This window comes from Nonomuraea sp. NPDC049421, from assembly GCF_040677005.1.
Lineage (GTDB): Bacteria > Actinomycetota > Actinomycetes > Streptosporangiales > Streptosporangiaceae > Nonomuraea > Nonomuraea salmonea.
In genome coordinates this window covers 1-23,001 of sequence record NZ_JBFAQA010000007.1, presented here as the reverse complement: position 1 = coordinate 23,001, position 23,001 = coordinate 1, and the positions used below count along the sequence as shown (strand labels likewise).

At 69.6% G+C, this 23,001-nt stretch carries 20 protein-coding genes; 12 read left to right on the top strand and 8 right to left on the bottom strand.

What is annotated here, in order from left to right:
• Positions 1-2: 2 nt before the first annotated feature.
• Positions 3-962: an SIS domain-containing protein gene (locus AB0K18_RS14015; protein ID WP_364914402.1), complete on the bottom strand. Its 960-nt coding sequence runs from the start codon at positions 960-962 to the stop codon at positions 3-5.
• On the bottom strand, positions 959-1,981 hold the full coding sequence (locus AB0K18_RS14010) for a hypothetical protein (RefSeq protein WP_364914401.1): 1,023 nt from the start codon (positions 1,979-1,981) through the stop codon (positions 959-961). Before AB0K18_RS14010 ends, AB0K18_RS14015 begins: the two co-directional genes overlap by 4 nt.
• 381 nt (positions 1,982-2,362) lie before the next feature.
• Between AB0K18_RS14010 and AB0K18_RS14005 the strand changes: the two genes are divergently transcribed.
• The 4 genes from AB0K18_RS14005 (at position 2,363) to AB0K18_RS13990 (ending at position 6,167) form a co-directional block, all read left to right on the top strand.
• Complete coding sequence (locus AB0K18_RS14005) at positions 2,363-3,481, top strand: spermidine/putrescine ABC transporter substrate-binding protein (RefSeq protein WP_364914400.1); 1,119 nt, start codon at positions 2,363-2,365, stop codon at positions 3,479-3,481.
• Positions 3,482-3,555: 74 nt separating this feature from the next.
• On the top strand, positions 3,556-4,359 hold the full coding sequence (locus tag AB0K18_RS14000; RefSeq protein WP_364914399.1) for an ABC transporter permease: 804 nt from the start codon (positions 3,556-3,558) through the stop codon (positions 4,357-4,359).
• Positions 4,352-5,131: an ABC transporter permease gene (locus AB0K18_RS13995; RefSeq protein WP_364914398.1), complete on the top strand. Its 780-nt coding sequence runs from the start codon at positions 4,352-4,354 to the stop codon at positions 5,129-5,131. Before AB0K18_RS14000 ends, AB0K18_RS13995 begins: the two co-directional genes overlap by 8 nt.
• Complete coding sequence (locus tag AB0K18_RS13990; RefSeq protein WP_364914397.1) at positions 5,118-6,167, top strand: ABC transporter ATP-binding protein; 1,050 nt, start codon at positions 5,118-5,120, stop codon at positions 6,165-6,167. The genes AB0K18_RS13995 and AB0K18_RS13990 overlap by 14 nt, the downstream gene beginning before the upstream one ends.
• Here the strand turns inward: AB0K18_RS13990 and AB0K18_RS13985 are convergent.
• Positions 6,161-6,775, bottom strand: a complete 615-nt coding sequence (locus AB0K18_RS13985) for a TetR family transcriptional regulator (protein WP_355421419.1) — start codon at positions 6,773-6,775, stop codon at positions 6,161-6,163. The genes AB0K18_RS13990 and AB0K18_RS13985 overlap by 7 nt on opposite strands.
• A 117-nt stretch (positions 6,776-6,892) precedes the next feature.
• Here AB0K18_RS13985 and AB0K18_RS13980 point away from each other — a divergent pair, with 117 nt between their 5' ends.
• From AB0K18_RS13980 to AB0K18_RS13955, 6 genes are all read left to right on the top strand, one after another.
• Complete coding sequence (locus AB0K18_RS13980) at positions 6,893-8,158, top strand: glycosyltransferase (RefSeq protein WP_364914396.1); 1,266 nt, start codon at positions 6,893-6,895, stop codon at positions 8,156-8,158.
• A gap of 27 nt (positions 8,159-8,185) precedes the next feature.
• Positions 8,186-9,583, top strand: a complete 1,398-nt coding sequence (locus AB0K18_RS13975) for an aminobutyraldehyde dehydrogenase (RefSeq protein ID WP_364914395.1) — start codon at positions 8,186-8,188, stop codon at positions 9,581-9,583.
• Between the two features lie 176 nt (positions 9,584-9,759).
• Entirely contained in the window at positions 9,760-13,041 is a 3,282-nt protein-coding gene (locus AB0K18_RS13970; protein WP_364914393.1) for a nitrate- and nitrite sensing domain-containing protein, read from the top strand.
• A 5-nt stretch (positions 13,042-13,046) separates the two neighbouring features.
• Positions 13,047-13,460: a roadblock/LC7 domain-containing protein gene (locus tag AB0K18_RS13965; RefSeq protein WP_201760494.1), complete on the top strand. Its 414-nt coding sequence runs from the start codon at positions 13,047-13,049 to the stop codon at positions 13,458-13,460.
• Between the two features lie 21 nt (positions 13,461-13,481).
• Positions 13,482-13,889 carry a DUF742 domain-containing protein gene (locus AB0K18_RS13960; RefSeq protein WP_245956307.1) on the top strand — a complete coding sequence of 136 codons (408 nt, stop codon included), beginning with the start codon at positions 13,482-13,484 and terminating at the stop codon, positions 13,887-13,889.
• The gene (locus AB0K18_RS13955) at positions 13,870-14,448 is read left to right on the top strand and encodes an ATP/GTP-binding protein (RefSeq protein WP_355421430.1); all 579 of its coding nucleotides are present in this window, start codon (positions 13,870-13,872) and stop codon (positions 14,446-14,448) included. Before AB0K18_RS13960 ends, AB0K18_RS13955 begins: the two co-directional genes overlap by 20 nt.
• A 56-nt stretch (positions 14,449-14,504) precedes the next feature.
• On the opposite strand, the gene AB0K18_RS13950 is transcribed toward AB0K18_RS13955, so the two are convergent.
• The 5 genes from AB0K18_RS13950 to AB0K18_RS13930 all read right to left on the bottom strand — a co-directional run bounded on the left by AB0K18_RS13950 (position 14,505) and on the right by AB0K18_RS13930 (position 19,287).
• On the bottom strand, positions 14,505-15,248 hold the full coding sequence (locus tag AB0K18_RS13950; protein ID WP_364914391.1) for an ABC transporter ATP-binding protein: 744 nt from the start codon (positions 15,246-15,248) through the stop codon (positions 14,505-14,507).
• Between the two features lie 182 nt (positions 15,249-15,430).
• Positions 15,431-16,654 carry a flavin-dependent oxidoreductase gene (locus AB0K18_RS13945; protein ID WP_364914658.1) on the bottom strand — a complete coding sequence of 408 codons (1,224 nt, stop codon included), beginning with the start codon at positions 16,652-16,654 and terminating at the stop codon, positions 15,431-15,433.
• Between the two features lie 19 nt (positions 16,655-16,673).
• On the bottom strand, positions 16,674-17,462 hold the full coding sequence (locus AB0K18_RS13940; RefSeq protein WP_364914389.1) for an ABC transporter permease: 789 nt from the start codon (positions 17,460-17,462) through the stop codon (positions 16,674-16,676).
• Between the two features lie 11 nt (positions 17,463-17,473).
• A complete protein-coding gene (locus AB0K18_RS13935) occupies positions 17,474-18,289 on the bottom strand; it encodes an ABC transporter permease (RefSeq protein ID WP_364914387.1) in 816 nt (271 codons plus the stop codon).
• Positions 18,286-19,287 carry an ABC transporter substrate-binding protein gene (locus AB0K18_RS13930; RefSeq protein ID WP_355421442.1) on the bottom strand — a complete coding sequence of 334 codons (1,002 nt, stop codon included), beginning with the start codon at positions 19,285-19,287 and terminating at the stop codon, positions 18,286-18,288. The genes AB0K18_RS13935 and AB0K18_RS13930 overlap by 4 nt, the downstream gene beginning before the upstream one ends.
• A 665-nt stretch (positions 19,288-19,952) precedes the next feature.
• Between AB0K18_RS13930 and AB0K18_RS13925 the strand changes: the two genes are divergently transcribed.
• Together AB0K18_RS13925 and AB0K18_RS13920 are read left to right on the top strand one after the other, a co-directional pair.
• Complete coding sequence (locus AB0K18_RS13925) at positions 19,953-22,838, top strand: nitrate- and nitrite sensing domain-containing protein (protein ID WP_364914384.1); 2,886 nt, start codon at positions 19,953-19,955, stop codon at positions 22,836-22,838.
• A partial coding sequence (locus AB0K18_RS13920) for a roadblock/LC7 domain-containing protein (RefSeq protein WP_364384619.1) occupies positions 22,835-23,001 on the top strand: 167 nt, incomplete at its 3' end. The genes AB0K18_RS13925 and AB0K18_RS13920, both read left to right, overlap by 4 nt.

The window sequence follows — 23,001 nt, the reverse complement described above, 5'->3', positions numbered from 1 at the left end:
CGCTACCGCGCCGACCACCAGTAGGCCGCCACCAGCTCGGCCACCAGCGTCTCCGTGAGCAGCGCGACGTCGGGGTCGTCGTCGTGGACGTAGCGGATCGCCGTGGCGGCGTCCTTCACCTCGCCGCCCACGGTGACCACCGTCGAGCCGCGCTCGCGTACCCAGTCCATGGCCTGCTCGTCGTAGCGGGAGCCGGGGAAGAGCAGGGCGCGGTAGTCGAGCGTCTTGGTGAGGTAGACGTCCACGTGCGACCAGTCGCCGCTCTCGCAGGCGTCGGCCGGGCGGCGCGGGCCCTCCCTCAGCATCAGCGCCGACTGCTCGGCCGACGACAGGCGCTCGGCGGGGGCGATCGTGTAGACGCCGTCCGGGCCGTCGAGCAGCTCCATGGTCAGCGGCAGCCACTCGTCCCTGCGCTCCAGCAGGTCGGCGGTGGCCTCGGCGACCCGCTCGACCAGGGCGGGCAGGCCGTGCGCGCGGCCGGTGAGCCGGCTCTCCAAGGCGAGCAGCAGGGCCAGCGTGTGCTGGAACGTACGGCAGGCGACGCCGCCGCGCTCCTCGCCCGCCCGCATCTCCACCACCAGGTCGGCGCCCTGCGTGATCGGGGAGCCCGGCTGGTTGGTGAGCGCCGCGACGAAGGAGGGGCCGCCCGCGTACGCCTCGATCGCGTCGAGCGTCTCGCGGCTGCCGCCGGTGGCCGAGATCGGCACGACCAGGGTGCCCTTGGCCGGTGGGAGTGCGGTGGCGGCGGAGGCGTACTCGGCGAAGGCGGACACCCCGGCGGCGCGCAGGCGCCGTGCGGCCACGCCCGCCGCGTAGCGGGAGCTGCCCATGCCGAGGAACAGCACCCGGTCGACGCCCTGCGGCAGCCCGGCCCAGGGGTCGGCCGTCCTGAGCGCGGCGGCGAGGTCGGCCAGCGCCTGCGGCTTGGACTCCAGGTCGGTCAGGTAGAGCTCGGATTTCACGCGTTGTTCTCCTCAGGTTTCCGCGCCGGGTTCGGCGCGGGGGTCGCCGCGGGGGTGTCTGCAGGGGTGTCTGCGGACGTCTTCTGGGCGTCGTACCAGGTGTGCAGGACGCCCATGGGGGCGTAGCGCCAGCGGGGCAGGTGGCGGGCGGCATAGATCAGCTCGCGGCACTCCTGCTCCACCTCGAACGGCCGGATCAGCCGCTCGTCCAGCAGGCCGGGACGGTGCCGCGCGGCCAGCCGGTCGCGGTAGGCGGCGAGCAACGCGGCGCGGGCGCGGCGGGCCCACGCGGCGGCCTGGCCAGGAGGGGTGCCGCGGCGCTTGATCGCGACCTGGGCCACGTGTTCCAGGCTGGTGGTGAGCTGCGCCACGTCACGGGCGGCCGACTGGCGGGGGTCGGCGTCGGCCACCGTGGGGTTGCCGTCGAAGTCGATGACCGCGTAGCCGTCGCGCCACTGGAGAATCTGACCGACGTGCAGATCCCCGTGAATCCTGATCAGCGGCGTGCTGACGGGCGTGGTGAGGGGCGCGGTCAGGCTGCCCAGCTCCCGCCGCATGACCTCGGCCTGCTCGGCAAGCCAGACCCCGTCCTCGCCGTCGGTCACCGCCAGCGCCTCGGCCAGCGCCGCCTCCGCCCGCTCCGCAAGCCTCGCCCCGAGCGGGGCCGACAACCCGGGGGCGGTCCCTTCCGCCGGTGCCGTCGCAGGGGAGTCGGGGAGGGTGGACAGGGCGAGGTGGAGGTCGGCGGTGAGGCGGCCGACGGCGGCGGCGAACGCCGTGGTGCCGGCGACGGCCTCGTCCACGCACCACTCCCAGCCGTCCCTGGCGTCCGGCAGGTAACCGGTCACCAGGGCGAGGAGGTGGTCGCGGCCGTCCACCACGCCGGTCAGAGCCGCGTAAGGAGGGGCGGTGTCGTTGAATCCGGCCTCAACCAGATGAGCGAGGATGTCGGGGGTGGGATGCGGCAGTGGCGCGGGAGGGGTGAGCCACTTCACCACGACCCGCTCGTCCACGATCACCGAGTGGTTCGTCTGGTCGACGTGCGCACCGAAATCGCGCTCACCTGGGACCCCAGTGTGGAGATCTGCAGGACCGTACGAGAGGGTGGGCAACGGCAGAAATCGTCGTACGGACAGCGGCTCCGGCGCCTCCTCCCCGAGGTGCGCCACGAGAGCGGCGCTGAGTCCGCGATCTCGTGGGGTGAGCGGCCTCTCACCGAGCGAGATCACTCGCCGGTGTATTGAATCCCAATTCAACTCGTGGACCAAACTTCCAGGTAGCAATGTCATCAAAAGTCTTGCTCATGTTGATTTCTGCTGCAACACTCCTGCTCTGGTCGGCTGTGTCCGGTAAGGTCGCGCGACCCCTCTTACATCTCAATTTCAGAAGGAGTAGCGGCCGTGTCCCGTTCCCGGTTCACCCGTCGTCTCCCGGCCACCGTCGCGGTGGTCGGCCTCGCGCTTGCCGTCGCGGCGTGCGGCGGTGGGGCCTCGTCAAGTTCACAGGAGACGACGGGGGCGGCGGCCGAGCTCAAGCCCAACGCGGACCTGACGAAGCAGTCGTTGCAGGTCACGGTCTGGGATGGCTACCTGCCCAAGGAGCTGGCCGACAGGGTCAAGTCGACCCTCAAGGTCAAGGACATCAAGATCCAGCTGCACGACACCAACGAGACGGCGATGACCAAGCTCACCGCCCCCGGTGACAGCGGCATCGACGTGGCGTTCGTGTCCGGCCAGTACGCCCAGGCGCTCAACGCCATGGGCCTGCTGGAGCCGATCCACCCCGAGCTGATCCCCAACCTGGCCAACCTCTACCCCGAGGCCACCCAGCTGTCCTACGACAAGGGCAACAAGTACTCCGTGCCCTACACCTGGGGCACCACCGGCATCTGCTACCGCAAGGACCTCGTGAAGAAGGTCCCGGACAGTTGGAACGATATTCTCAAGCCCGCCGCCTGGGCCGAGAAGAAGGTCACCATGATGACCACCGAGCGCTGGCTGGCCCTGCCCGCGCTCAAGGCCCTCGGCTACTCGGTCAACACCGACAAGGACGAGGAGATCGAGAAGGCCCGCGAGCTGCTGGTCGAGCAGAAGCCGCACCTGCTCACCTACGACGACACCACCTTCGGTGACCGCCTGGTCAACGGCGAGGCCGTCATGGTCGAGGCGTGGGACGGCTGGTGCCCGACCACCGACCCCAAGGGCAACATCGGCTTCGCGAACCCGAAGGAGGGCAGCGACCTCTGGGTGGACACGATGGTGATCCTGAAGTCCTCCAAGAACAAGGAGGCCGCGCACGCCCTGATCAACTACATCCTGAGCCCCGAGGTGCACAGCTGGGCGGCCGTGAACATCAACTACAAGGTCCCCAACAAGGCGGCCATGGAGCAGGTGAAGATCCCCAAGGGCTCGCTGCTCGGCATCGCGCCGGACAAGCTGCTCGACGGTGAGTCGATCATCGACCTGGGCCAGGCGTCCACCAAGTACACCCGCCTGTCCGCCGACATCCAGGCGAAGTAGTTGTCGTTGTAGTGAAGTCAGAGGTCAAGGCCCGGCCGGCGTCCCGCTCACGAGGGCGTCGGCTGGGCGCGTTCGTGTTCCTGACGCCCGGGCTCGCCTACCTGCTGGTGCTGCTGCTGGTGCCGCTGGCGCTGGTGCTCAGCTACACGGTGTTCCAGCGAGGGCGCTTCGGCGGCGTCGTCTACGAGTTCACCACCGAGAACTTCAGCCGGCTGATCGACCCGCTCTACTTCGGCGTGGTGCTGCAGTCGCTGAAGATCGCGGCGGTGACGACCGTGATCGCGTTGCTGATCGGCTATCCGACGGCGTACCTGATCGCGCAGCTGCCGCGCAAGTGGAAGACCATCGCGCTGGTCGCCGTCGTGCTGCCGTTCTGGACGAACTTCATCATCCGCGTCTACGCGTGGATCATCCTGCTGAGCGGCCCAGGGCTGATCAACAGGGCGCTGAACGTCTTCGGCATCGAGCCCTTGGAGCTGCTCTACAACGACGGCGCGATCGTGACGGGGCTGCTGTACTCGTACCTGCCGCTCATGGTGCTGCCGCTGTACGCCGCGATCGAGCGGCTCGACCCGCAGCTGCGGGAGGCGTCGGCCAACCTGGGCGCCTCGGCGTTCACCACGTTCAGGAAGGTCACGCTGCCGCTGACCATCCCCGGCGTGCTGACCGGGAGCATGTTCGTGTTCGTGCCGAGCCTGGGCAACTTCGTCATCCCCGAGCTGCTCGGGGGCAGCAAGTCGATCATGGTGGGCAACCTCATCAGGCAGCAGTTCCTGACCGCGCGCGACTGGCCGTTCGGCTCGACGCTGGCGCTGGCGGTGATCGCGATGCTGATCGTGCTGCTCATGATCCAGGCCTGGGTGACGCGCCGTGCGTAGGTCAAAGCTCCTGTACGTGCCGTTCTGGGCCACGTACGTCTTCCTCTACCTCCCGATCGCCGTCCTGGTCGTGATGTCGTTCAACGCGGGCGACTCGGCGTACAGCTTCGACGGCTTCAGCCTCAAGTGGTACGGCGAGCTGGCCCGCGACGACCGGGTCCTGTCCGGCGTGGTGAACACGCTGATCGTGGCCGCGGGCTCCACGGTGATCGCCACCGTGCTCGGCACGCTGCTGGCCGTCGGCCTGGTCCGGCACACCAGGTCCAAGGTGCTCGAGGCGGTCGCGCTGATGCCCGCCGTGCTGCCCGACCTGGTGATCGCCATCGGCCTGCTGATCCTGTACGGGACGATCCAGCTCACGCTCGGCCTGTACTCGGTCGTGCTGGCCCACGGCGTGTTCGCGATGGCGTTCGTGGCGGCGGTGGTGCGCACCCGGCTGACGGGCGCGGACACGTCGCTGGAGGAGGCGTCACGTGACCTCGGCGCGGGACCGGTCACCACGTTCATGAAGATCACGCTGCCGCAGCTGATGCCGGGCATCGTGGCCGGCGCGCTGCTGGCGTTCACGCTGTCGCTGGACGAGTTCGTGATCGCGTTCTTCACGATCGGCAACAGCGACCAGACGCTGCCGATCGTCATCTACTCCATGATCCGATTCGGGGTCACTCCGAAGATCAATGCGCTGGCCGCGATCGTGCTGCTGGTGAGCTTCACGGCCGTGATCGCCGGGCAGCGCCTGACCAAGATCGGGGAATCGCGTGCTCAAGATTGACGGGATCACCCGGAAGTTCGGCAGTGTCACCGCGCTGGACGACGTCTCGCTGGAGATCGAGCAGGGGGAGTTCTTCGCCCTGCTCGGGCCCTCCGGCTGCGGGAAGACCACACTGCTGCGCATCATCGCCGGGTTCGAGACGCCCGACGCGGGCGGTGTCACGCTCGACGGGGAGGACCTGCTGGCCAAGCCGCCGAACCGGCGGCCGATCAGCCTCATGTTCCAGTCGTACGCGCTGTTCCCGCACATGACCGTGGCGAAGAACGTCGCGTACGGGCTGGAGCGGGAGAAGCTGCCCCGCCAGGAGATCAAGCAGCGCGTCGGCGAGGTGCTGGAGACGGTGGGCCTGTCGGCGCACGCGGGGCGCAAGCCCGCGCAGCTGTCCGGCGGCCAGCGGCAGCGCGTGGCGCTGGCCCGTTCCATCGTCAAGCGGCCCCGGCTGCTGCTGCTCGACGAGCCGCTGTCGGCCCTGGACAAGAAGGTCCGCGCCGACATGCAGCTGGAGCTCAAGCGGCTGCAGCACGAGGTGGGCATCACGTTCGTGGTCGTCACGCACGACCAGGAGGAGGCCATGTCGCTGGCCGACCGCATCGCGGTCTTCGACAGCGGCCGGGTCTGCCAGGTGGACGAGCCCATCGCCCTCTACGAGCGCCCCCGCTCGCCCTTCGTGGCCGGCTTCGTCGGCGCCAACAACCTGTTCACCGGCACCGCGAGCGGCCTTGAGGGCATCAAGAGCACGACGTTCGGCATGCTCGCCGGCACGCCGCTGGACGAGCTGGAGGCGGGCGCGGAGGCGCTGCTGGCGGTCCGGCCGGAGAAGATCGAGCTGGCCGGGGAGAGCGCCACCAGGGGGCTGCCCGGCACCGTGCTCGACGTCAGCTTCTACGGCGGCGTCTCCCACCTGTCGGTGCAGGTCCAGGGCCAGGACAAGCCGGTGCTGGCCGCCGTCCAGGGCGCCGGCACGATCAAGGCGGGTGCCAAGGTCAAGGTGCGCTGGAACGCCGAGGACGCGGTCATCATGGCGGCAGGTCAGTGAACCAGGTCGTTGCCCGTCGCCGCGCGGGCGTAGGACAGGATCAGCTCGGCCGCCTCGGCCGGGCCGATCAGGGGGTGCCTGGCGGTGATGCGGTAGCCGTAGGCGTCCTCCAGGGCCACCAGGTTGCGGGCGATCGTCACCGAGTCGGCGCTCAGCCTGAAGACGCCCAGCGCGGCCCCGGTGTCCAGGATCGCCTGGTACATCGAGACCTGCCGGTCGTACAGGGAGGTGAGCAGCACGCCGTAGACCCGGTTGCGACCGGCGGCCCCGCCCAGCTCGTTGAGCAGGCGCACGTCGGGGTCGAGCGGCCCGGTGGGCAGCCCCGACCTGATCGTGACGACCAGCTTCTCGACCGGGTCGGTGATCGTGGCGAGCTGGCGCAGCCGCTGCTCGTAGAAGCGCTCCATGCCCGCCTGCTGCGCCTCGACCAGCAGCTCGCTGAGGTCGGGGTAGTGGTAGAGCACGGCGCCGGAGGTCAGCCCGGCCTCCTCGGCGACGTGCGAGAGCTGTACACCGTCGATGCCATGGCGGATGATGGCCCTGCGTGCGGCTTCGATCAAGTCGATGCGCCGGTCACTGCGGCTCTTGCGCTGAGCCACCCTCACCACCTTCACTCCTTAGGCCACTGTTCAGTTGGCCGTTGACCATAGTGCCCTTAACTTGACCTTCACGCTAGATCCCTTTTTGAATTCACCTTCAAAATGACGAGTTCTCCCGGAGCCTCGATGTCTCTCACCTTCCTGTTCATGCCGGAAAGCGCGTACGGACCGACCAACAACTCCATCGGAATCGGCGACATCCTGCGCAAGCGCGGCCACCGCGTCGTCTTCGCCGCCGAGGCCTCGTGGAAGGGCAAGCTCGAAGCGCTCGGCTTCGAGGAGGACCTCGTCGACCTGGCCCCGCCGTCCGAGGAGGAGCAGGACCCAGGCCAGTTCTGGAAGGACTTCATCCGCGAGACCGCGCCGGAGTACCGCAAGAGCACCCGCGAGCAGCTCGAGACCGTCACCAAGCCCATCTGGGCCGAGCTCATCGACGGGGCGAAGTACTGCGAGCCGCAGCTCAAGGCCATCATCGAGCGGGTGAACCCGGACGTGATCATCGAGGACAACGTGCTCACGTTCCCGGCCCTCATCACCGCCGGGAAGAAGTTCGTGCGCATCGTCTCCTGCCAGCCGCTGGAGGTGCGCGGCCCGAACATCCCGCCGGTCTTCTCCGGCCTGCCCGCGAACGACCGCTCCGAGTGGGACGCCTTCCGCGCCGAGTACGAGCGCACCCACCGCGAGCTGTGGACCGCCTACAACGCGTGGTGCGTCGAGCAGGGCACCCCGCCGCTGCCCGACCTCGACTTCATCCACGAGGGCGACCTGAACCTCTACGTCTACCCGGAGATCCTCGACTACGTCGCCGAGCGTCCCCTGGGCCCGTCGTGGCACCGGCTCGACTCCTCGGTGCGCGAGACCGAGCAGGACTTCGAGCTGCCCTTCGAGCGCAACGAGCACGCGCTGATCTACTTCTCGCTCGGCTCGCTCGGCTCCGCCGACGTGGGCCTCATGCAGGGGGTGATCGACGTGCTGGGCACCACCCCGCACCAGTACGTCGTCTCCAAAGGCCCGCTGCACGAGGAGATCAAGCTGCACGACAACATGTGGGGCGAGGAGTTCCTCCCGCAGACTAAGATCATCCCACTGTGTGACTTGGTCATCACCCATGGCGGCAACAACACGACCACCGAGGCGCTGCACTTCGGCAAGCCGATGATCCTGCTGCCGCTCTTCTGGGACCAGTACGACAACGCCCAGAGGGTCGATGAGCTCGGCTACGGTGTCAGGCTCTCCACCTACACCTTCGCCGACGAAGAACTCACAGGGGCGATCGCGAAGCTGCTCGGCGACACCGAGCTGCGGGCGCGGCTCGCCGCCGCGGGCGAGGAGATCAGGCGCCGCGACGGCCTGCGCAAGGCCGCCGACCTGATCGAGCAGCTCGGCCAGTAGCACGACCCGAAAGTTGAAGTCTTCCTGATGCGCGAACTGATCAACCCCGCCACCGGCCTGCCCTTCGCCGAGGTCCCCGACACTCCTGTCGAGGAGGTCGCGAAGGCGGTCTCGGCCGCGCGCGCGGCCTACGAGGAGTGGTCGCAGGCCACTCCCGGCGATCGTGCCCGGGTGCTGCTGCGCCTGGCCGACCTGGTGGAGGCCGAGGCCGAGGAGCTGACCAGGCTGGAGGTCGAGGAGACGGGCAAGCCGGCGGCGGTCTTCCGCGACGGCGAGCTGCCCTTCGCCGTCGACAACCTGCGCTTCTTCGCCGGGGCCGCCCGGTCGCTGGAGGGCACGGGGGCCGGGGTGTTCAGCGCCGGCTACACCTCGGTCCTGCTGCGCCGCCCCGTCGGGGTGGTGGGGTCGATCGCGCCGTGGAACTTCCCGTTCGTGATGGCGGTCTGGAAGGTCGGTCCCGCGGTGGCCGCGGGCAACGCCGTGGTGATCAAGCCGGCTCCCCAGACCCCGCGTACGACGCTGCGCCTGGCCGAGCTGTTCGGCGCGGCGGGCGCCCCCGAGGGCCTGGTGCAGGCGGTCACCGGCGGCGCCGAGGTCGGCCAGGCCCTGGTCACCGAGCCCGGCGTGGACATGGTGAGCGTCACCGGCTCCACCGAGACCGGCCGCGCCGTCATGACCGGCGCGGCGGCCACGCTCAAGCGGGTCCACCTCGAGCTCGGCGGCAAGGCGCCCGCCCTGGTGTTCGAGGACGCCGATCTGGCGGAGATGGCCCGTGGCGTGGCCATGGGGGCGACGTACAACACCGGCCAGGACTGCACCGCGGCCACCCGCGTCTACGTCGCCAGGGAGGTCTACGGCGACGCGGTGGAGGCGATCAAGGAGACCCTGGCCGGCATCACCGCCGGCGACCCCTGGGACCCGGCGACGGACATCGGCCCGCTGATCTCCGCCGCGCACCGCGACCGCGTGCACGGCTTCGTGGAGCGGGCCGGAGGGCGCGTTCTGCACGGCGGCTCCCCGATCGGGGGCTCCGGCTTTTTCTATCCACCCACGCTTGTGGCCGATGTCGCACAGACCAGCGAGATCGTCCAAGGTGAGCTGTTTGGACCGGTCCTGGTCGCGCTGCCGTTCGACGGCGAGGACGAAGCGGTCCGGCTGGCCAACGACACTAGATACGGTCTCGCCTCGTCGGTGTGGTCGCGTGACGTGGCTCGCGCGATGCGCGTATCACACCGGCTGGACGTGGGAGTGACCTGGGTCAACGACCACCTGCCCATCGCCAGCGAGGCTCCGCACGGCGGGGTGAAGGGCAGTGGGTTCGGCAAGGACATGAGCCAGGAGGCGGTGCAGGAGTACTCGGTGACGCGGCACCTGATGGTGAAGCATGCGGCACCGGCCGAGCGGGATTCGTTCCGCCCCGCCTGAAAACGTGGTGGCGCTATCGTGCCCAAAGTGCCTCTTTGGGCGCATGTGATGGGATATGTTCGGTTGGCCGATCTGGTACGGGTTGTGTTCCAATTACCCGGCCGGACAGAATCCCATGCGCCACACGCGTGTCTGATTTTCTTCGAGCACGTACCGGCGAGAGGTTGCGAGACTCAGTGAGGACGAAAGACCCCAGGCACACCAGGTCGGGGGAGTACACAGGCGGACGGTTCCGGCTGGCGAACTGGCGTGTGCGCTCAAGGCTGGTCGCGCTGATCCTCATCCCCACCGTCGTGGGTGTGCTGCTCGCCGGCGTCCAGCTGGCCAACGCCATCGGCACCAGCGCCGAGTACCAGCGGCTCACCCAGGTGGCCGAGCTGGTGCAGCGCGTGGGCGGCCTCAACCACGAGCTGGCCAGGGAGCGCACGCTCACCGCCTGGTACGTCGCCGACCGCCGCAGGGGCGGCCGCCTGGTGCAGCTCAAGACCCAGCGGCAGGCCACCGACAAGGCCAAGCAGCAGGTGCTGTCGTCCGCCGCGGCCATCGACGCCTCCCACTCCACCCGCGTGCGCGACGGTGTCAGGAACATGCGCCGCTGGCTCGACGGTCTCGACAGCCTCCGGGAGTCGATGACGGGCAGCGTCCCCGCCCGAGCCGTCGTCGGCACGTACAGCACGATGATCGGAACGTTCTCCACGCTGCAGGGCGACCTCGGCGACGGCGTCAGCGACGACGCCCTCCAGGGTGACGTGGCCGCGCTCGGCTCGCTGCAGCGGATGAAGGAGGAGACCGCGCGCCAGCAGATCCTGCTCATCAACATGCAGCTGCAGCGCGGGACCAAGGTCGACAGCTCCGACTGGTCGGACTTCCTCGGCTCCTGGGACAAGCAGCAGACCGAGCTGACCTCGTTCGAGCTGGAGGCCGCCGCCCAGGACCTCAAGAACTACCGCGACACCGTCAAGGGCCCGCAGGTCGACCTCGCCGACGCCATGCGGCAGCGCGCGCTCGCTCAGGTGAGCGCTACCAACCGCATCCGCGACCTCGACGTCACCACCAACCGCGACCTCAACGAGTGGTACGAGAGCACCACCACCGTCGCCAACGCGATGCGCAAGGTCGAGGACGGCCTGGCCACGAAGATCGTGACGACGACCCGCGACCTGAGCGCGACCGAGCAGCGCAACGCCATCATCTCCGGTGCGCTGATCCTGGTCCTGCTGCTCCTGGTCCTCATCATCACCACCCGCGTGGCCGGCTCGCTGGTCCGCCCGCTGCGCCGGCTGCGTGCCGAGGCGCTGCAGGTCGCCACGACCCGGCTGCCCGAGACCGTCCGCGTGCTGCGCGAGTCGGGTGAGGGCGCGCAGGTGCCCGAGGTGCCGTCGGTCGGCGTCAACACCCGTGACGAGATCGGTGAAGTGGCGCGGGCGTTCGACGAGGTCCACCGCGAGGCGATCCGGCTGGCGGGCGACGAGGCCAAGCTGCGCGCCAACGTCAACTCGATGTTCGTCAACCTCTCCCGCCGCAGCCAGACGCTGGTCGAGCGGCAGCTGCAGCTCATCGAGGGCCTGGAGCAGGGTGAGGAGGACGAGCAGCGGCTCGCCAACCTCTTCCGTCTCGACCACCTGGCCACCCGCATGCGGCGCAACAGCGAGAACCTCCTGGTCCTCGCCGGCCAGGAGGCCGCGCGCAAGTGGAGCGAGCCGGTGCCGCTGGTCGACATCGCCCGCGCCTCGCTGTCGGAGGTCGAGGGCTACGAGCGGGTCCAGATCCAGATCCCGTCCGGCACCCAGATCGTCGGCCCCGCCGTCACCGACGCCGTCCACCTGCTCGCCGAGCTGATCGAGAACGCCATCTCCTTCTCCCCGCGCGAGAGCAAGGTCACCGTCACCAGCACCCCCGCCGAGGGCGGCGTGCTGGTCACGATCAACGACCAGGGCATCGGCATGAGCCAGGAGGAGCTGGCCGAGGCCAACTGGCGCCTGGCCAACCCGCCGGTCGTGGACGTGTCCGTCTCCCGCCGCATGGGCCTGTTCGTGGTCGGCCGCCTGGCCCTGCGCCACGGCGTCCGCGTCCAGCTCAGCATGCGCGAGCACGGCGGCCTGAGCGCCCTGGTGATGATGCCCGACATGCTCATCAGCAACGGGCAGGGCAGCCAGCAGGGCCAGTACGAGGCGTTCACCACGTTCGACCCGAGCTCGCTCGGCCAGCCGTCGCGCAACGGTCACCCGTCGTTCGACGACATGCCCGACCAGGTGATGGACACGCAGTGGCCGGGCTCGCTGCCCGCGCCGGGCACCGGCAACTGGCCGTCGTTCGGCGAGCAGCAGCCGTCCTTCCCCGACCCGGCACAATCCTTCCCCGACCCGGCGCCGTCCGCGTTCGGCGACCAGCCGTCGGTCTTCGGCGGCGACCAGCCGCCCGCGTTCGGCGAGCCGCCGCGGGCCGAGGAGCCGCGCTGGCCGTCGTTCGCCGAGGAGTCGCCCGCTCCGCAGAACAACGTGCCGCAGCAGCCCCTGGGCGAGCAGCGCTGGCCGTCCTTCGCCGACGAGCAGCCGTCCGCGGCCGAGCCGAAGCCGTTCGCGGAGAACCGGTGGCCGTCGTTCGCCGAGCAGCCGCCGCCCCTGCAGAACGACGAGCCGCAGTGGCCGTCCTTCGCCACCGAGCCGCCCCAGCAGCAGCCGCAGCAGGAGGAGCCGCGCTGGTCGTCGTTCGCCGACCCGGCGCCCCGCAGGTCGCTGTTCGAGTCGGACGACCGGGTCAAGCCCCAGTTCGGCGACGGCTACCGCTCGCCGTTCGCCGACGAGCCCAAGCCGGCCGACCAGTTCGAGCAGAACGGGCACTCCGCCTACAACCCGTTCGGCCCCGGCGACTACTCCTCCCAGGACATGACCGGTCCGCTCCCCGCGGTGCGCAACTCGCCGATGGAGGAGCAGAACGAGGAGTTCCTGCCGATCTTCTCCTCGGTCGGGTCGGACTGGTTCCGCCGTCCCGACCCGGAGGTGCTCAAGCCGCGCCACGAGATCGAGCCCGAGTCCGAGCACGAGATCACCGCGGTGCACCCGCCGGTGACCGACGGGCCGCCGCCGCAGGCGGCCGCTCAGGGCGGCCCGAGCCAGGGCCCGGCTCAGGGCGGCGTGAGCAGGTCCGGGCTTCCGCAGCGCAAGCCGGGAGCGTCGGGCGTGGGCGCGTCCTGGTCATCGCCCGCCGACTCCGGTTTCCAGGCGGCACAGGCCGCGGTCCAGCCGCAGCAGGGCGGCACGACGCAGTCGGGCCTGCCGCGCCGCGTTCCCAAGGCCAACCTGGTGCCCGGTACGGCCAGCCTGGCCGAGCCCCAGGCGACCTCACCAGCACCGCAGATCTCACCCGAGCGGTTGCGCAGCCGGCTCTCCAGCTTCCAGCAGGGTGTCCGGCAAGGCCGGGCGTTCACCCGCGGAGAAGAGAATGAGGAGGACAAATGAGAGAAATGAGCCAGGGAGCGCGTGGCATCAGCTGGCTGATCACGGACTTCGTGAACAACGTGCCAGGCGTCGCCCACACGGTCGTGGTGTCGTCTGACGGGTTGCCGCTGGCCTTCTCCGAGGGTTTTCCCAAGGACCGGGCCGACCAGCTGGCCGCCGTGGCCTCCGGCGTGATCTCCTTGACCCAGGGCGCCGCGCGGGTTTTCGAGGGCGGTATGGTGACCCAGACCGTTATCGAAATGCAGCGTGGGCTCTTGATGATCATGTCGATCAGTGATGGATCCTGCTTGGCCGTCCTGGCGGCTCCCGACTGCGACATGGGTCTGGTCGCGTACCAGATGACGTTGCTGGTCGAGCGGGCCGGTCAGGTGCTGACGCCGGCCGTACGCGCTGAGCTGCAAGCGGCCCGCCCCCGCTGAATCGGGCGGTGACAGGAGAACATGGTGTCAGGTCAGCAGGGTTGGGCTGGTGATAGCACTCCGCCGCATCCGGCGGCTCCCCGTCCGCAGAAGCCGAGCTCCTTGGTACGGCCCTATGCCGTGACCGGGGGGCGCACGGCGCCGCGGATGAAGTTCGCCATGGAGGCACTTGTGTCCTCCGTGACGTCTGAATACCAAGACATTTCCCTACTAAGTCCGGAGTATCAGGCGATCATTCAGCTGACTCGGAACGTCCGGTCGGTTGCCGAGATCTCCGCCCTTTTACGCCAGCCTCTTGGCGTGGTCCGGGTGCTGATCGCCGACATGGCGTCGGAAGGCCTGATCCGCGTGCACCAGCCTGCGCTGGACGCGGGAAAGCCGGACCTCAACTTGCTCGAAAGGGTGCTCAGTGGACTTCGCAGGCTCTAGCCCCGGCCTAACCTCGACGAAGATCGTCGTGGCCGGGGGCTTCGGCGTGGGGAAGACGACATTCGTGGGTGCGGTCTCGGAGATCCTGCCGCTCACCACGGAGGCGGTCATGACGGACGCCTCGGCGCACGTCGACGACGTCTCGCTCACGCCGAACAAGACGACCACGACCGTCGCGATGGACTTCGGCCGCGTGTCTCTGGACCGCGACCTGATTCTGTACCTGTTCGGCACGCCCGGGCAGCACCGGTTCTGGTTCATGTGGGACGACCTCGTACGCGGCGCCATCGGCGCGGTCGTCCTCGTGGACACCCGCAGGCTCGCCGACAGCTTCCCGGCCATCGACTACTTCGAAGAGGCCAAGCTGCCCTTCGTGATCGGCATCAACGGCTGGGACGGCCAGTTCGCGCACGCCGAGGACGAGATCAGGGAGGCGCTGTCGATCGGCGACCACATCCCGATCGTGCGGCTCGACGCCCGGCAGCGCGAGTCGGTCAAGTCCACCTTGATCACCTTGGTGGAGCACGCCCTGACCCGCCACATGCACTCGCCGGTCTGACGACACGACAGGGTGCCGCCCGATCGCCGGGCGGCACCCTGCTCTGTCGTGAACGGCTAGACCGTGGCGTGGCCGCGGACGAGCCGGCCGACCTCGGCGCGCAGGTGCACGAAGTCGGGGTGCTCGCGGGTGCTGATCTGGTCGCGCGGGGCGGGCAGGTCCACCTTGAGGTCGCCCACGACGTGCGCCGGCGCCTTCGACAGCACGACCACCCGGTCGCCCACGTAGACGCTCTCGTCGATGTCGTGGGTGATGAGCACGATCGTCATCTGGTGGTGGCCGCGCACCTTCAGCACCAGGTCTTCGAGGTCCTCCCTGGTCTGGGCGTCCACCGAGCCGAACGGCTCGTCCATGAGCATCAGCGTGGGCCGGTAGGCCAGGGCCCGCGCGATGGCGACGCGCTGCTGCATGCCGCCGGAGAGCTGGAACGGGTATTTGCGCCCCGCGCCCTCCAGGCCCACCGACTCCAGCGCCTCCTGGGCGGCTTCGCGCCGCCGGCGCTTGTCCATGTCCTTGCGGCGCAGCGGCAGCGCCACGTTGTCGGCGACCGACATCCAGGGGAACAACGAGCGGCTGTAGTCCTGGAAGACCACGGCGAGGTTGTCGGGCGTCTGGCGGACCAGGTTGCCCTCGACCTTGACCTGCCCGCCCGTCGGGGTGATCAGGCCGGCGATGGAGCGCAGCAGCGTGGACTTCCCGCAGCCCGACGGGCCGACGATGCAGAGCAGTTCGCCCTCGGCGACGCTCAGGTTGAGTCCTTCGATGGCGTGGTGCGCGTTGGGAGTACCGCCGCCGTACACATGGGAAAGGTTCTCTATCTCGAGCAATGGAATTCCTAGGGGGGCGAGACCGCGGGCAGTGCGGCAACTCTTTCAGAGTCGGAAATGACTCTAGCGGAGCGGTAAATGGGGGACATGTCAGTCAAGTAAACCTGGTCAGGGCGTGATCTTACTCTCGCCGGGACGTCACTGCCATCGGCCGTTCACACACTCCAGGACTCCCTTTCGTTGAGGGCGCGCACGTCCGCGTCGGAGATGCGCCGCTGCGCGCCCGCCATGGCGGCCAGCTCCTCCTCGGTCAGCACGTCGCCGATCTCGGTGAACCCGTCGGGCGCGCGCTCGGTCACCAGCGTGACCGTCTCGTCGATGGGCAGCGTCCGGTGCGCCAGCACCAGCTCCGACGTGGGCGGGCGGCGCTCCTCCTCGTACGCCGCGAGCGCGCTTTCCGGGTCGTCGTACGTCGCCAGGCACCGGGCCAGCACCCGTGCGTCGAGCACCGCCTGGGACCCGCCGTTGGAGCCGATCGGGTACATCGGATGGGCGGCGTCGCCGAGCAGCGTCACCCGTCCGCGCCCCCATTGCGGCAGCGGATCACGATCGACCATCGGATATTCGAGTATCCGGTCGGTGGCGGAGAGCAAAGCATGGATGTCGGCGGGGCGGTACTTCCATGACGAGAAATGCGCCAGCACCTCCGCCATTCTTCCCTCGCGGTACCAGTCGGCCTCGGGAGCGGCTCCTGGCTCGCCGACCTTCACCTCGGCCACCCAGTTGATCAGCCGCGGATTACGCGCCGAGATGTGATAAGTGACGAATTTCCCGGCCCGGTTGGAGCCGCCCACCAGGACGGTGGCGCCGTCCAGGACGGGCTCGCCCTCCGCCACCCCGCGCCACATCCGGATCCCCGACCACAGCAGCGGGCCGCCCGCCGGCCAGAGCCGCGCCCGCACCGCCGACTGCACGCCGTCGGCGCCGACCAGCACGTCGGCCCGCTCCTCGACCACCCGGCCGCCCTCGCGCAGCGTGATGCGCACGCCGTCGCCGCCCTGTGCGAGGTCCTCGAACCTGACGCCCGTGCGCACCGGCACGCCCCGCTCCTCGACCGCCGCGAGCAGCGCGAGCTGCAGCTCGCCGCGGTGCACGCTGTACTGGGGCCACCGGTAGCCGGCCGACCTGCCGCGCGGCAGGGCCAGGATGACGTTGCCGTGCCGGTCGGCGAAGGTCATGAACGTCGTCTCCACCCCCAGCTCCGCCAGCGCGCCGCCGAGCCCCAGCTCGGTCAGCTCGCGTACGGCGTGGGGCTGCAGGTTGATGCCCACACCGAGCGGCCGCAGCGAGCGGGCCGCCTCCACCACCACACAGTCGAGCCCGGCGGCGTGCAGGCTCAGCGCCGTGCCGAGCCCCCCGATGCCGCCGCCCACGATCATCGTCCGCACCCCAGGGACTCTAACCGACGAGGTCCCTGGCGGCGTGGTGCCAGGCGAGCACGCGCCGCTCGACGACCAGGAACAGCTCGTTGAGCAGGTAGCCGAGGATGCCGAGCAGCACGATCCCGGCCCACATGGCGGGCAGGTCGAACGTCGAGTACGCGTCGGTGAGCTGGAAGCCGATGCCGTTGGTGGTGCCGGGCAGCAGCTCGGAGAAGACCATGACGATCAGCGACAGCGACAGGGCCAGCCGCAGCCCGGCGAACATCTTGGGCAGCGCGGAGGGCACGACCACCCGCAGCAGCCGCTCGGCCCGCGACAGCCGGAACGCCTGGCAGGTCTGCAGGTGCAGCGGCTCCACCGAGCGGGCCCCGTCGGCGGTGTTGAGCAGCACCGGCCAGACGATGCTGAAGACGATGAACGCCAGCTGCATCCGCATCCCGAAGCCGAACACCACGAGGAACACCGTCACCAGCGCCGGCGGCGGGATCGCGCGCAGGAACTGCAGCACGCCGTCGAGGTAGTCGTACACCCGGGCCGACAGGCCGATCGCGAGGCCGAGCAGCACCCCGGCGAGCGCGCCGCCGGCGAAGCCCAGCGCCATCCTGCCCAGGCTGGGCAGGATGTTGCCGATGGCCGCGTCGGTCAGGAAGAGCGTGGCGGGCGAGCCGGAGAACCACATGGCGTGCATCCGGGTCACGATCGTGCTCGGCGTCGGGAAGAACGGGCTGGCGGCCAGCAGTGTGGCCACCTCCCACACCGCGACCAGGCCGGCCAGCACGAGGACGCGGAAGACGGCCGTACGCATGCCTCTCCTCCTCATGCGCGCTCCCCGAGCTGCTCGTGGTGCCAGCGGAAGGCGCGCCGCTCCACCCAGACCAGCAGGGCGTTGACGGCGACGCCGAACAGGCCCACCCAGAACACCCCGGCCAGGATGTCGGTCATGCGGGCGGGCACCGCGATGCCGGCGAAGAAGATGAACACGCCGATGCCCTCGCCGCGGCCCGCCACGATCTCGGTGCTCACGGTGAGGATGAGCGCCACCCCCGCGGCCAGCCTGACGCCCGTCAGGATGAAGGGCGCCGAGCTCGGCAGGCTGACGCGCAGCAGCACCGACAGGGGGCCGAAGCCGTACGAGCGCAGCGACTCCTTGGCCAGGGGGTCGACGCCGCGCAGGCCGTACATGGTGTTGTAGAGGATGGGCCAGAGCGAGGCGTAGACGACGAGCGCGACACGGTGCTGCAGCCCCGTGCCGATCACCAGCGCCACCAGCGGGATCAGCGCGACCGACGGGATCGGCCGCAGGAACTCCAGCACCGAGCGGGTGGCCGCGTCGATGATCGGCACGCTGCCCAGCAGCAGGCCGAGCGGCACCGCGAGCACGGCCGCCAGGCACAGCCCGATCGCCCAGGCGAGCGCGCTGGTCAGGGCGTGGGCCTGGAAGGCGGAGTCGGCCAGCAGCGTGACCGCGCGGGCGACGATCTCGCTGGCGGGCGGCAGGAACTCGGGGTCGGCGAGCCCTGTCCTGCTGAGCAGCTCGATCAGCGCGGCGAAGGCGAGCGCCCCGGCCGCCCGGCGCGACCACCGGGTGGCCGGCGACGCCGGGCGGGCGGGGGACAGGGTCTGGGCGCTCACCCGGACGTGGTGGGCGACATGAGCGTCTTGACGTCGATGGCCTTCGTCAGCCACTTGGCCTCCAGCATCCAGTCGGCCACCCGCTGGAGGCGGACCGGGTTGTCGTTGCTGGAGAAGTAGGGGAAGGTCACCGTGGCGGCCGTGGCCGCGTCGATCTGCGTGAAGTTGGGCAGCACCTTGGCCACGACCTCGCGGTTGTTGGCCATGAGCTTGCCCGCGTTGTGGATGGCCCGCTGGAAGGCCGCGGCGGTCTTCGGGTTCTCGTCGTACCACTCCTGGGTGCCGACGTAGCCGGAGATGGGGAACTCGGCCGCGGGACCGGAGGCCGGGTCGAGGATCTTGCGGGCGCCCATGGTGGCCGTGGCGGCGGTGACCATCGGCTCGCCGAGGTAGGCGGCGTCGATCTGGCCGCCCTTCCACGAGGGCATGATGTTCTGGAACGTCACCTGGACGTACTTGATGGTGGCGGGGTCGACGTTGTTGGCCTTGAGCACCTGGGTCAGGGCCAGCTCCTGGAAGTTGTGCAGGACGTTGACGTTGATCGTCTTGCCCTCCAGGTCCTTCGGCGTCTTGATGGGCGAGTCGGGCAACGCCATGATGCTGAGCGAGTCGGGGGCCGCGCGAGAGCCCTCGGCCAGGATGCGCAGCTTCAGCGCCTGCTTGTCATGGGCGGCGAACATCGACACATAGTTGCCGAACATCGCGTCGATCTCACCCTTGACCAGCATGGGAATGGCCTCGGGAGCGGCCTGGACGACCTGTGGCGTCACCTCCAGGCCCTCCTTCTCGAACAGGCCCTGGTCGATGGCCACGTAGATGGCGGCGCTGTCGATCGCCGGCAGCGTGGCGATCTTGAGCTGGGTCTTCTCGAGCCCGCCCGCCGCGTCCGCGGAGGGAGGGGCGCTGGTGTTCGGGTCGCCGCCCGAGCTGCACGCCACGGCACCGAGCGTCAAAGCGAAGCCGATGATGGCGGCCCTGGCGGAACGGCCAAGCCTCATGTCAGGGACTCCCTTCGGATGGAGCCAAGGGGGGAACCGGGCGGCTTTCTGCTCCCGGGGGCTGTGTGCCTGACGCACAACAGAGATCGACGGTAGCACCAATTGCCGGTCATTTATCGGAAAGCAGACACTTGAGGTTGCAATGTCTGTTTGCCGCTCTATCGTGAAATTTTGGCGGCCGTACGAGATCTTGACGTTTGTCTGTTTTGGGAAAGGGGTGTCAGCCGGGACTTCCGTTACTCATGATGCCGGTCGTTCGATCTCTGTCCGCGAGTCGGGAGGTGGCTCGCGGGACGATCTCCTCTTGCCTGTTTCCGCTGGTCGTAGGTGGTCTACCGATTCTGTCATATTTTCTGGACATCTAGGGACAAACACCTCATCGGGGCACTAGTAGTGGTTGGAGCTTCCCCACCCGTGTGCTCAAATGACGCTTATCTCGATATGTCGCCGTACGAAATGTGCCCCACCTGCAATACCGCTGGTCCACCCGAGAATTTCCCTCAAAGGGCGAGAGGTTGCGAAGGCAAGTGAGAACGCAGAACGCTGAAGCTTCCGCTGACCGCGAGCCGCACGGCCATCAGAAGCGACGGCTGTCCAAACCTTCCTCCGGCAGGTTCGGACTGGGGAACTGGCATGTCCGGTCGCGCCTCATCGCGCTGATCGTCGTGCCGACCGCCGTCGCCGTCGGCCTGGGCGGGCTGAACGTCATCACCTCGCTCAGCGACGCCCGCACCTACCAGACCCTCAGAGAGGTCGCCGAGCTGAGCCAGCAGCTCGGGGCCGTCACCCACGAGCTCGGCTTCGAACGCGACGAGACCGCCCTCTACATCGCCCAGGGCCGGCCCGAGAACCGCGAGGCACAGCTGCGCACCACCTACAGCCAGGTGAACGGCCTCATCGACGAGGCCAAGCAGCAGGCCAACGCACTCGGCGACTCCCATGGCGAGGCCGTGCGCCCGGTGCTGCGCCGGCTGGAGGAGATCCCGACGCTGCGCGAGACCGCGGTCAACGGCAAGATCCAGCCGCTGCCGATGATCAGGAAGTATTCGGAGATCATCTCGGCGCTCCTGCAGTTCCACGACCAGGTGGGCCAGGTGGCGGTGGACGACGAGGTGGCCGACTCCGCCAGCGCGATGGCGGCCATCTCCAGGGCCAAGGAGCAGGCGTCCAAGCAGCGCGGCATCCTCGCCAGCGCGCTGGACAAGAAGGGCTTCGACAGCGGGGAGCTGGACGCGCTCACCGACGCCAAGTCGCGCGAGGAGAGCGAGGAGACGCTCTTCGCCACGCTGGCCACCCTCGACCAGCTCGAGCTCTACCGCAACACCGTCGTCGGCAGGGACGTCGACCAGACCGACCTGTTCCGGCTGCGCGCGATGGCGCAGGCGACGGAGGGCAGTGAGGAGCTGAGCATCAGCGGCCGCGCCGACCGCGACGTGGCGACCTGGGTGGACGTCAGCACCGGCAAGATCGACGCTCTGCGCACCGTGGAGCGCGAGCTGTCGTCCTCGGTCATCCTGCGGGCCAGGGGCCTGGAGGAGGGCGCCAACCGCTCGGCGATGATCTCCGGCGGGCTCATCCTGCTGCTGCTGATCGTGGTCATCGCGATCATCTCGCTCATCGCCCGCTCGCTCATCAGGCCGCTGCGCCGGCTGCGCCGCGAGGCGCTCGACATCGCCGGGCAGCGCCTGCCGGAGACCGTACGGCAGCTGCGCGAGAGCAGCGACGGCACGATCGGCCCCGTCGCGCCCATCGGGGTGGACACCCACGACGAGATCGGCGAGGTCGCGCGGGCCTTCGACGAGGTGCACCGTGAGGCGGTCCGGCTGGCGGGGGAGGAGGCGCGGCTGCGCAGCAACGTCAACGCGATGTTCGTGAACCTGTCGCGCCGCAGCCAGACGCTGGTGGAGCGGCAGATCACCCTCATCGACGGCCTGGAGCAGGGCGAGCAGGACGAGCAGCGGCTCGGCAACCTGTTCAAGCTGGACCACCTGGCCACCCGCATGCGGCGCAACAGCGAGAACCTGCTCGTGCTGGCGGGCCAGGACCCGCCGCGCCGCTGGAGCCAGCCGGTCAAGATCGTGGACGTGGCCCGCGCCTCCCTGTCGGAGGTCGAGAGCTACGAGCGGGTCGTGCTCCAGGTGCCCGACGGCGTGTCGGTGGCCGGTCAGGCCGTCAACGACGTCATCCACCTGCTGGCCGAGCTGGTCGAGAACGCGCTGTCGTTCTCGCCGCGCGAGACCAGGGTGACGGTGTCGGGCAGCAGGATCGACGGCGGCGGCGTGATGCTCTCCATCACCGACTCCGGCATCGGCATGACCCAGGAGGAGCTGGTCGCCGCCAACGAGCGGCTGATGGAGGCGCCCAGCGTGGACGTCTCCGTCTCCCGCCGCATGGGCCTGTTCGTGGTCGCCAGGCTGGCGCACCGCCACGGCATCCGCGTCCAGCTCCGCCCGCACAGCTCGGGCGGCCTGACCGCGATGGTGCTCATCCCCGAGAACATGCTGGGCTCCCAGGCGCCGAACTTCAGCGGCATGCCGTCCTTCTCCGGCAACCAGCCGCCGGCCCTGGCGGGCGCGGCGAGCGGCGGGCCGCGAGGGGACGAGCCGTACTCGGGGCCGCATCCCGCACCGCCCGCCACGGACTGGCCGCAGCCACCCGCGATGCAGTACGGCCCCGGGCATCCGTCCTTCCCGTCGAGCCCGGAGTTCGGCTCCGGCTGGCCGTCGCCCAACCCGGAGGGCTCGGCCAGCTGGAGCCCGCCCCCGCAGGCCCAGGACGCCGGATGGAGCGCTCCTCCCAGCCAGGACGCCGGCGCGGGATGGGGCTCGCCCCCGTCAGGAGCGCCGGGCCAGGACCCCGCCTGGGGCGCCACCCCGCCGGCCAAGGACGGCGCCGCATCGTGGGGCACGCCTCCGGCGTCCGGCCAGGACTCAGGCGGCTCGTGGGGCTCGCCCTCGTGGCAGCCCGACCCCACCGCCTGGCCTGCCGAGCCGCACGCGGGCGACGTGTGGACGCCGCCGCGCAACGCCTGGAACGGCGAGAACGGCCTGCCCAGGCGGCCCACGCCCGAGGCGCCGCCCGGCGGCTGGGGCAAGGACACCATGCCGCCGCAGCGGCCCGGCTTCGAGTACCAGTCGGAGCCCGGACTCGGCGGCGACCCGCCGCCGCGCACCGACGACCACCTGCCGATCTACTCGGCGGTGGAGTCGGCCTGGTTCGGCGCCAACGGCGCGAGCTGGGGCTCCTCCAAGGCGGACGCCGCATGGAGCGCGGCGGAGGCGGCCGCCCGCGAGCCCACCCGCGACGGCGCCACGGTGAACGGCCTGCCCAAGCGGGTCCCCAAGGCGAACCTGGTGCCCGGCTCGGCCGACACCGCCGCCTCGCCCAAAGGCGTCTCGCCCATGCCGACCGTCTCGCCCGACCGGGTGCGCAACCGGCTGTCGAGCTTCCAGCAGGGCTTCAGAGCAGCACGTGACGACATCACCGAGGGCAGGGCGTTCCCCTCTGGTCCCTCAGGCTCTAAGGAGAACGAAAGGGAGGAGGACGCATGAACGATCTCAGCCACGCGGCGCGTGGAGTCGACTGGCTGATCACCGACTTCGTCAACACGGTCCCCGGCGTCGCGCACGCGGTGGTGGTCTCGTCCGATGGTCTGCCGTTGGCGGCGTCGGCGGGTTTTCCTGCTGATCGTGCTGATCAGCTGGCTGCGATCGC

Coding starts and splice junctions, on each gene's coding strand:
- AB0K18_RS13980 (WP_364914396.1), top strand. CDS start 6,893: ATGTCTCTCACCTTCCTGTTCATGCCGGAAAGCGCGTACGGACCGACC.
- AB0K18_RS13975 (WP_364914395.1), top strand. CDS start 8,186: ATGCGCGAACTGATCAACCCCGCCACCGGCCTGCCCTTCGCCGAGGTC.
- AB0K18_RS13965 (WP_201760494.1), top strand. CDS start 13,047: ATGAGCCAGGGAGCGCGTGGCATCAGCTGGCTGATCACGGACTTCGTG.
- AB0K18_RS13960 (WP_245956307.1), top strand. CDS start 13,482: ATGGTGTCAGGTCAGCAGGGTTGGGCTGGTGATAGCACTCCGCCGCAT.
- AB0K18_RS13945 (WP_364914658.1), bottom strand. CDS start 16,654: ATGATCGTGGGCGGCGGCATCGGGGGGCTCGGCACGGCGCTGAGCCTG.
- AB0K18_RS13940 (WP_364914389.1), bottom strand. CDS start 17,462: ATGCGTACGGCCGTCTTCCGCGTCCTCGTGCTGGCCGGCCTGGTCGCG.
- AB0K18_RS13930 (WP_355421442.1), bottom strand. CDS start 19,287: ATGAGGCTTGGCCGTTCCGCCAGGGCCGCCATCATCGGCTTCGCTTTG.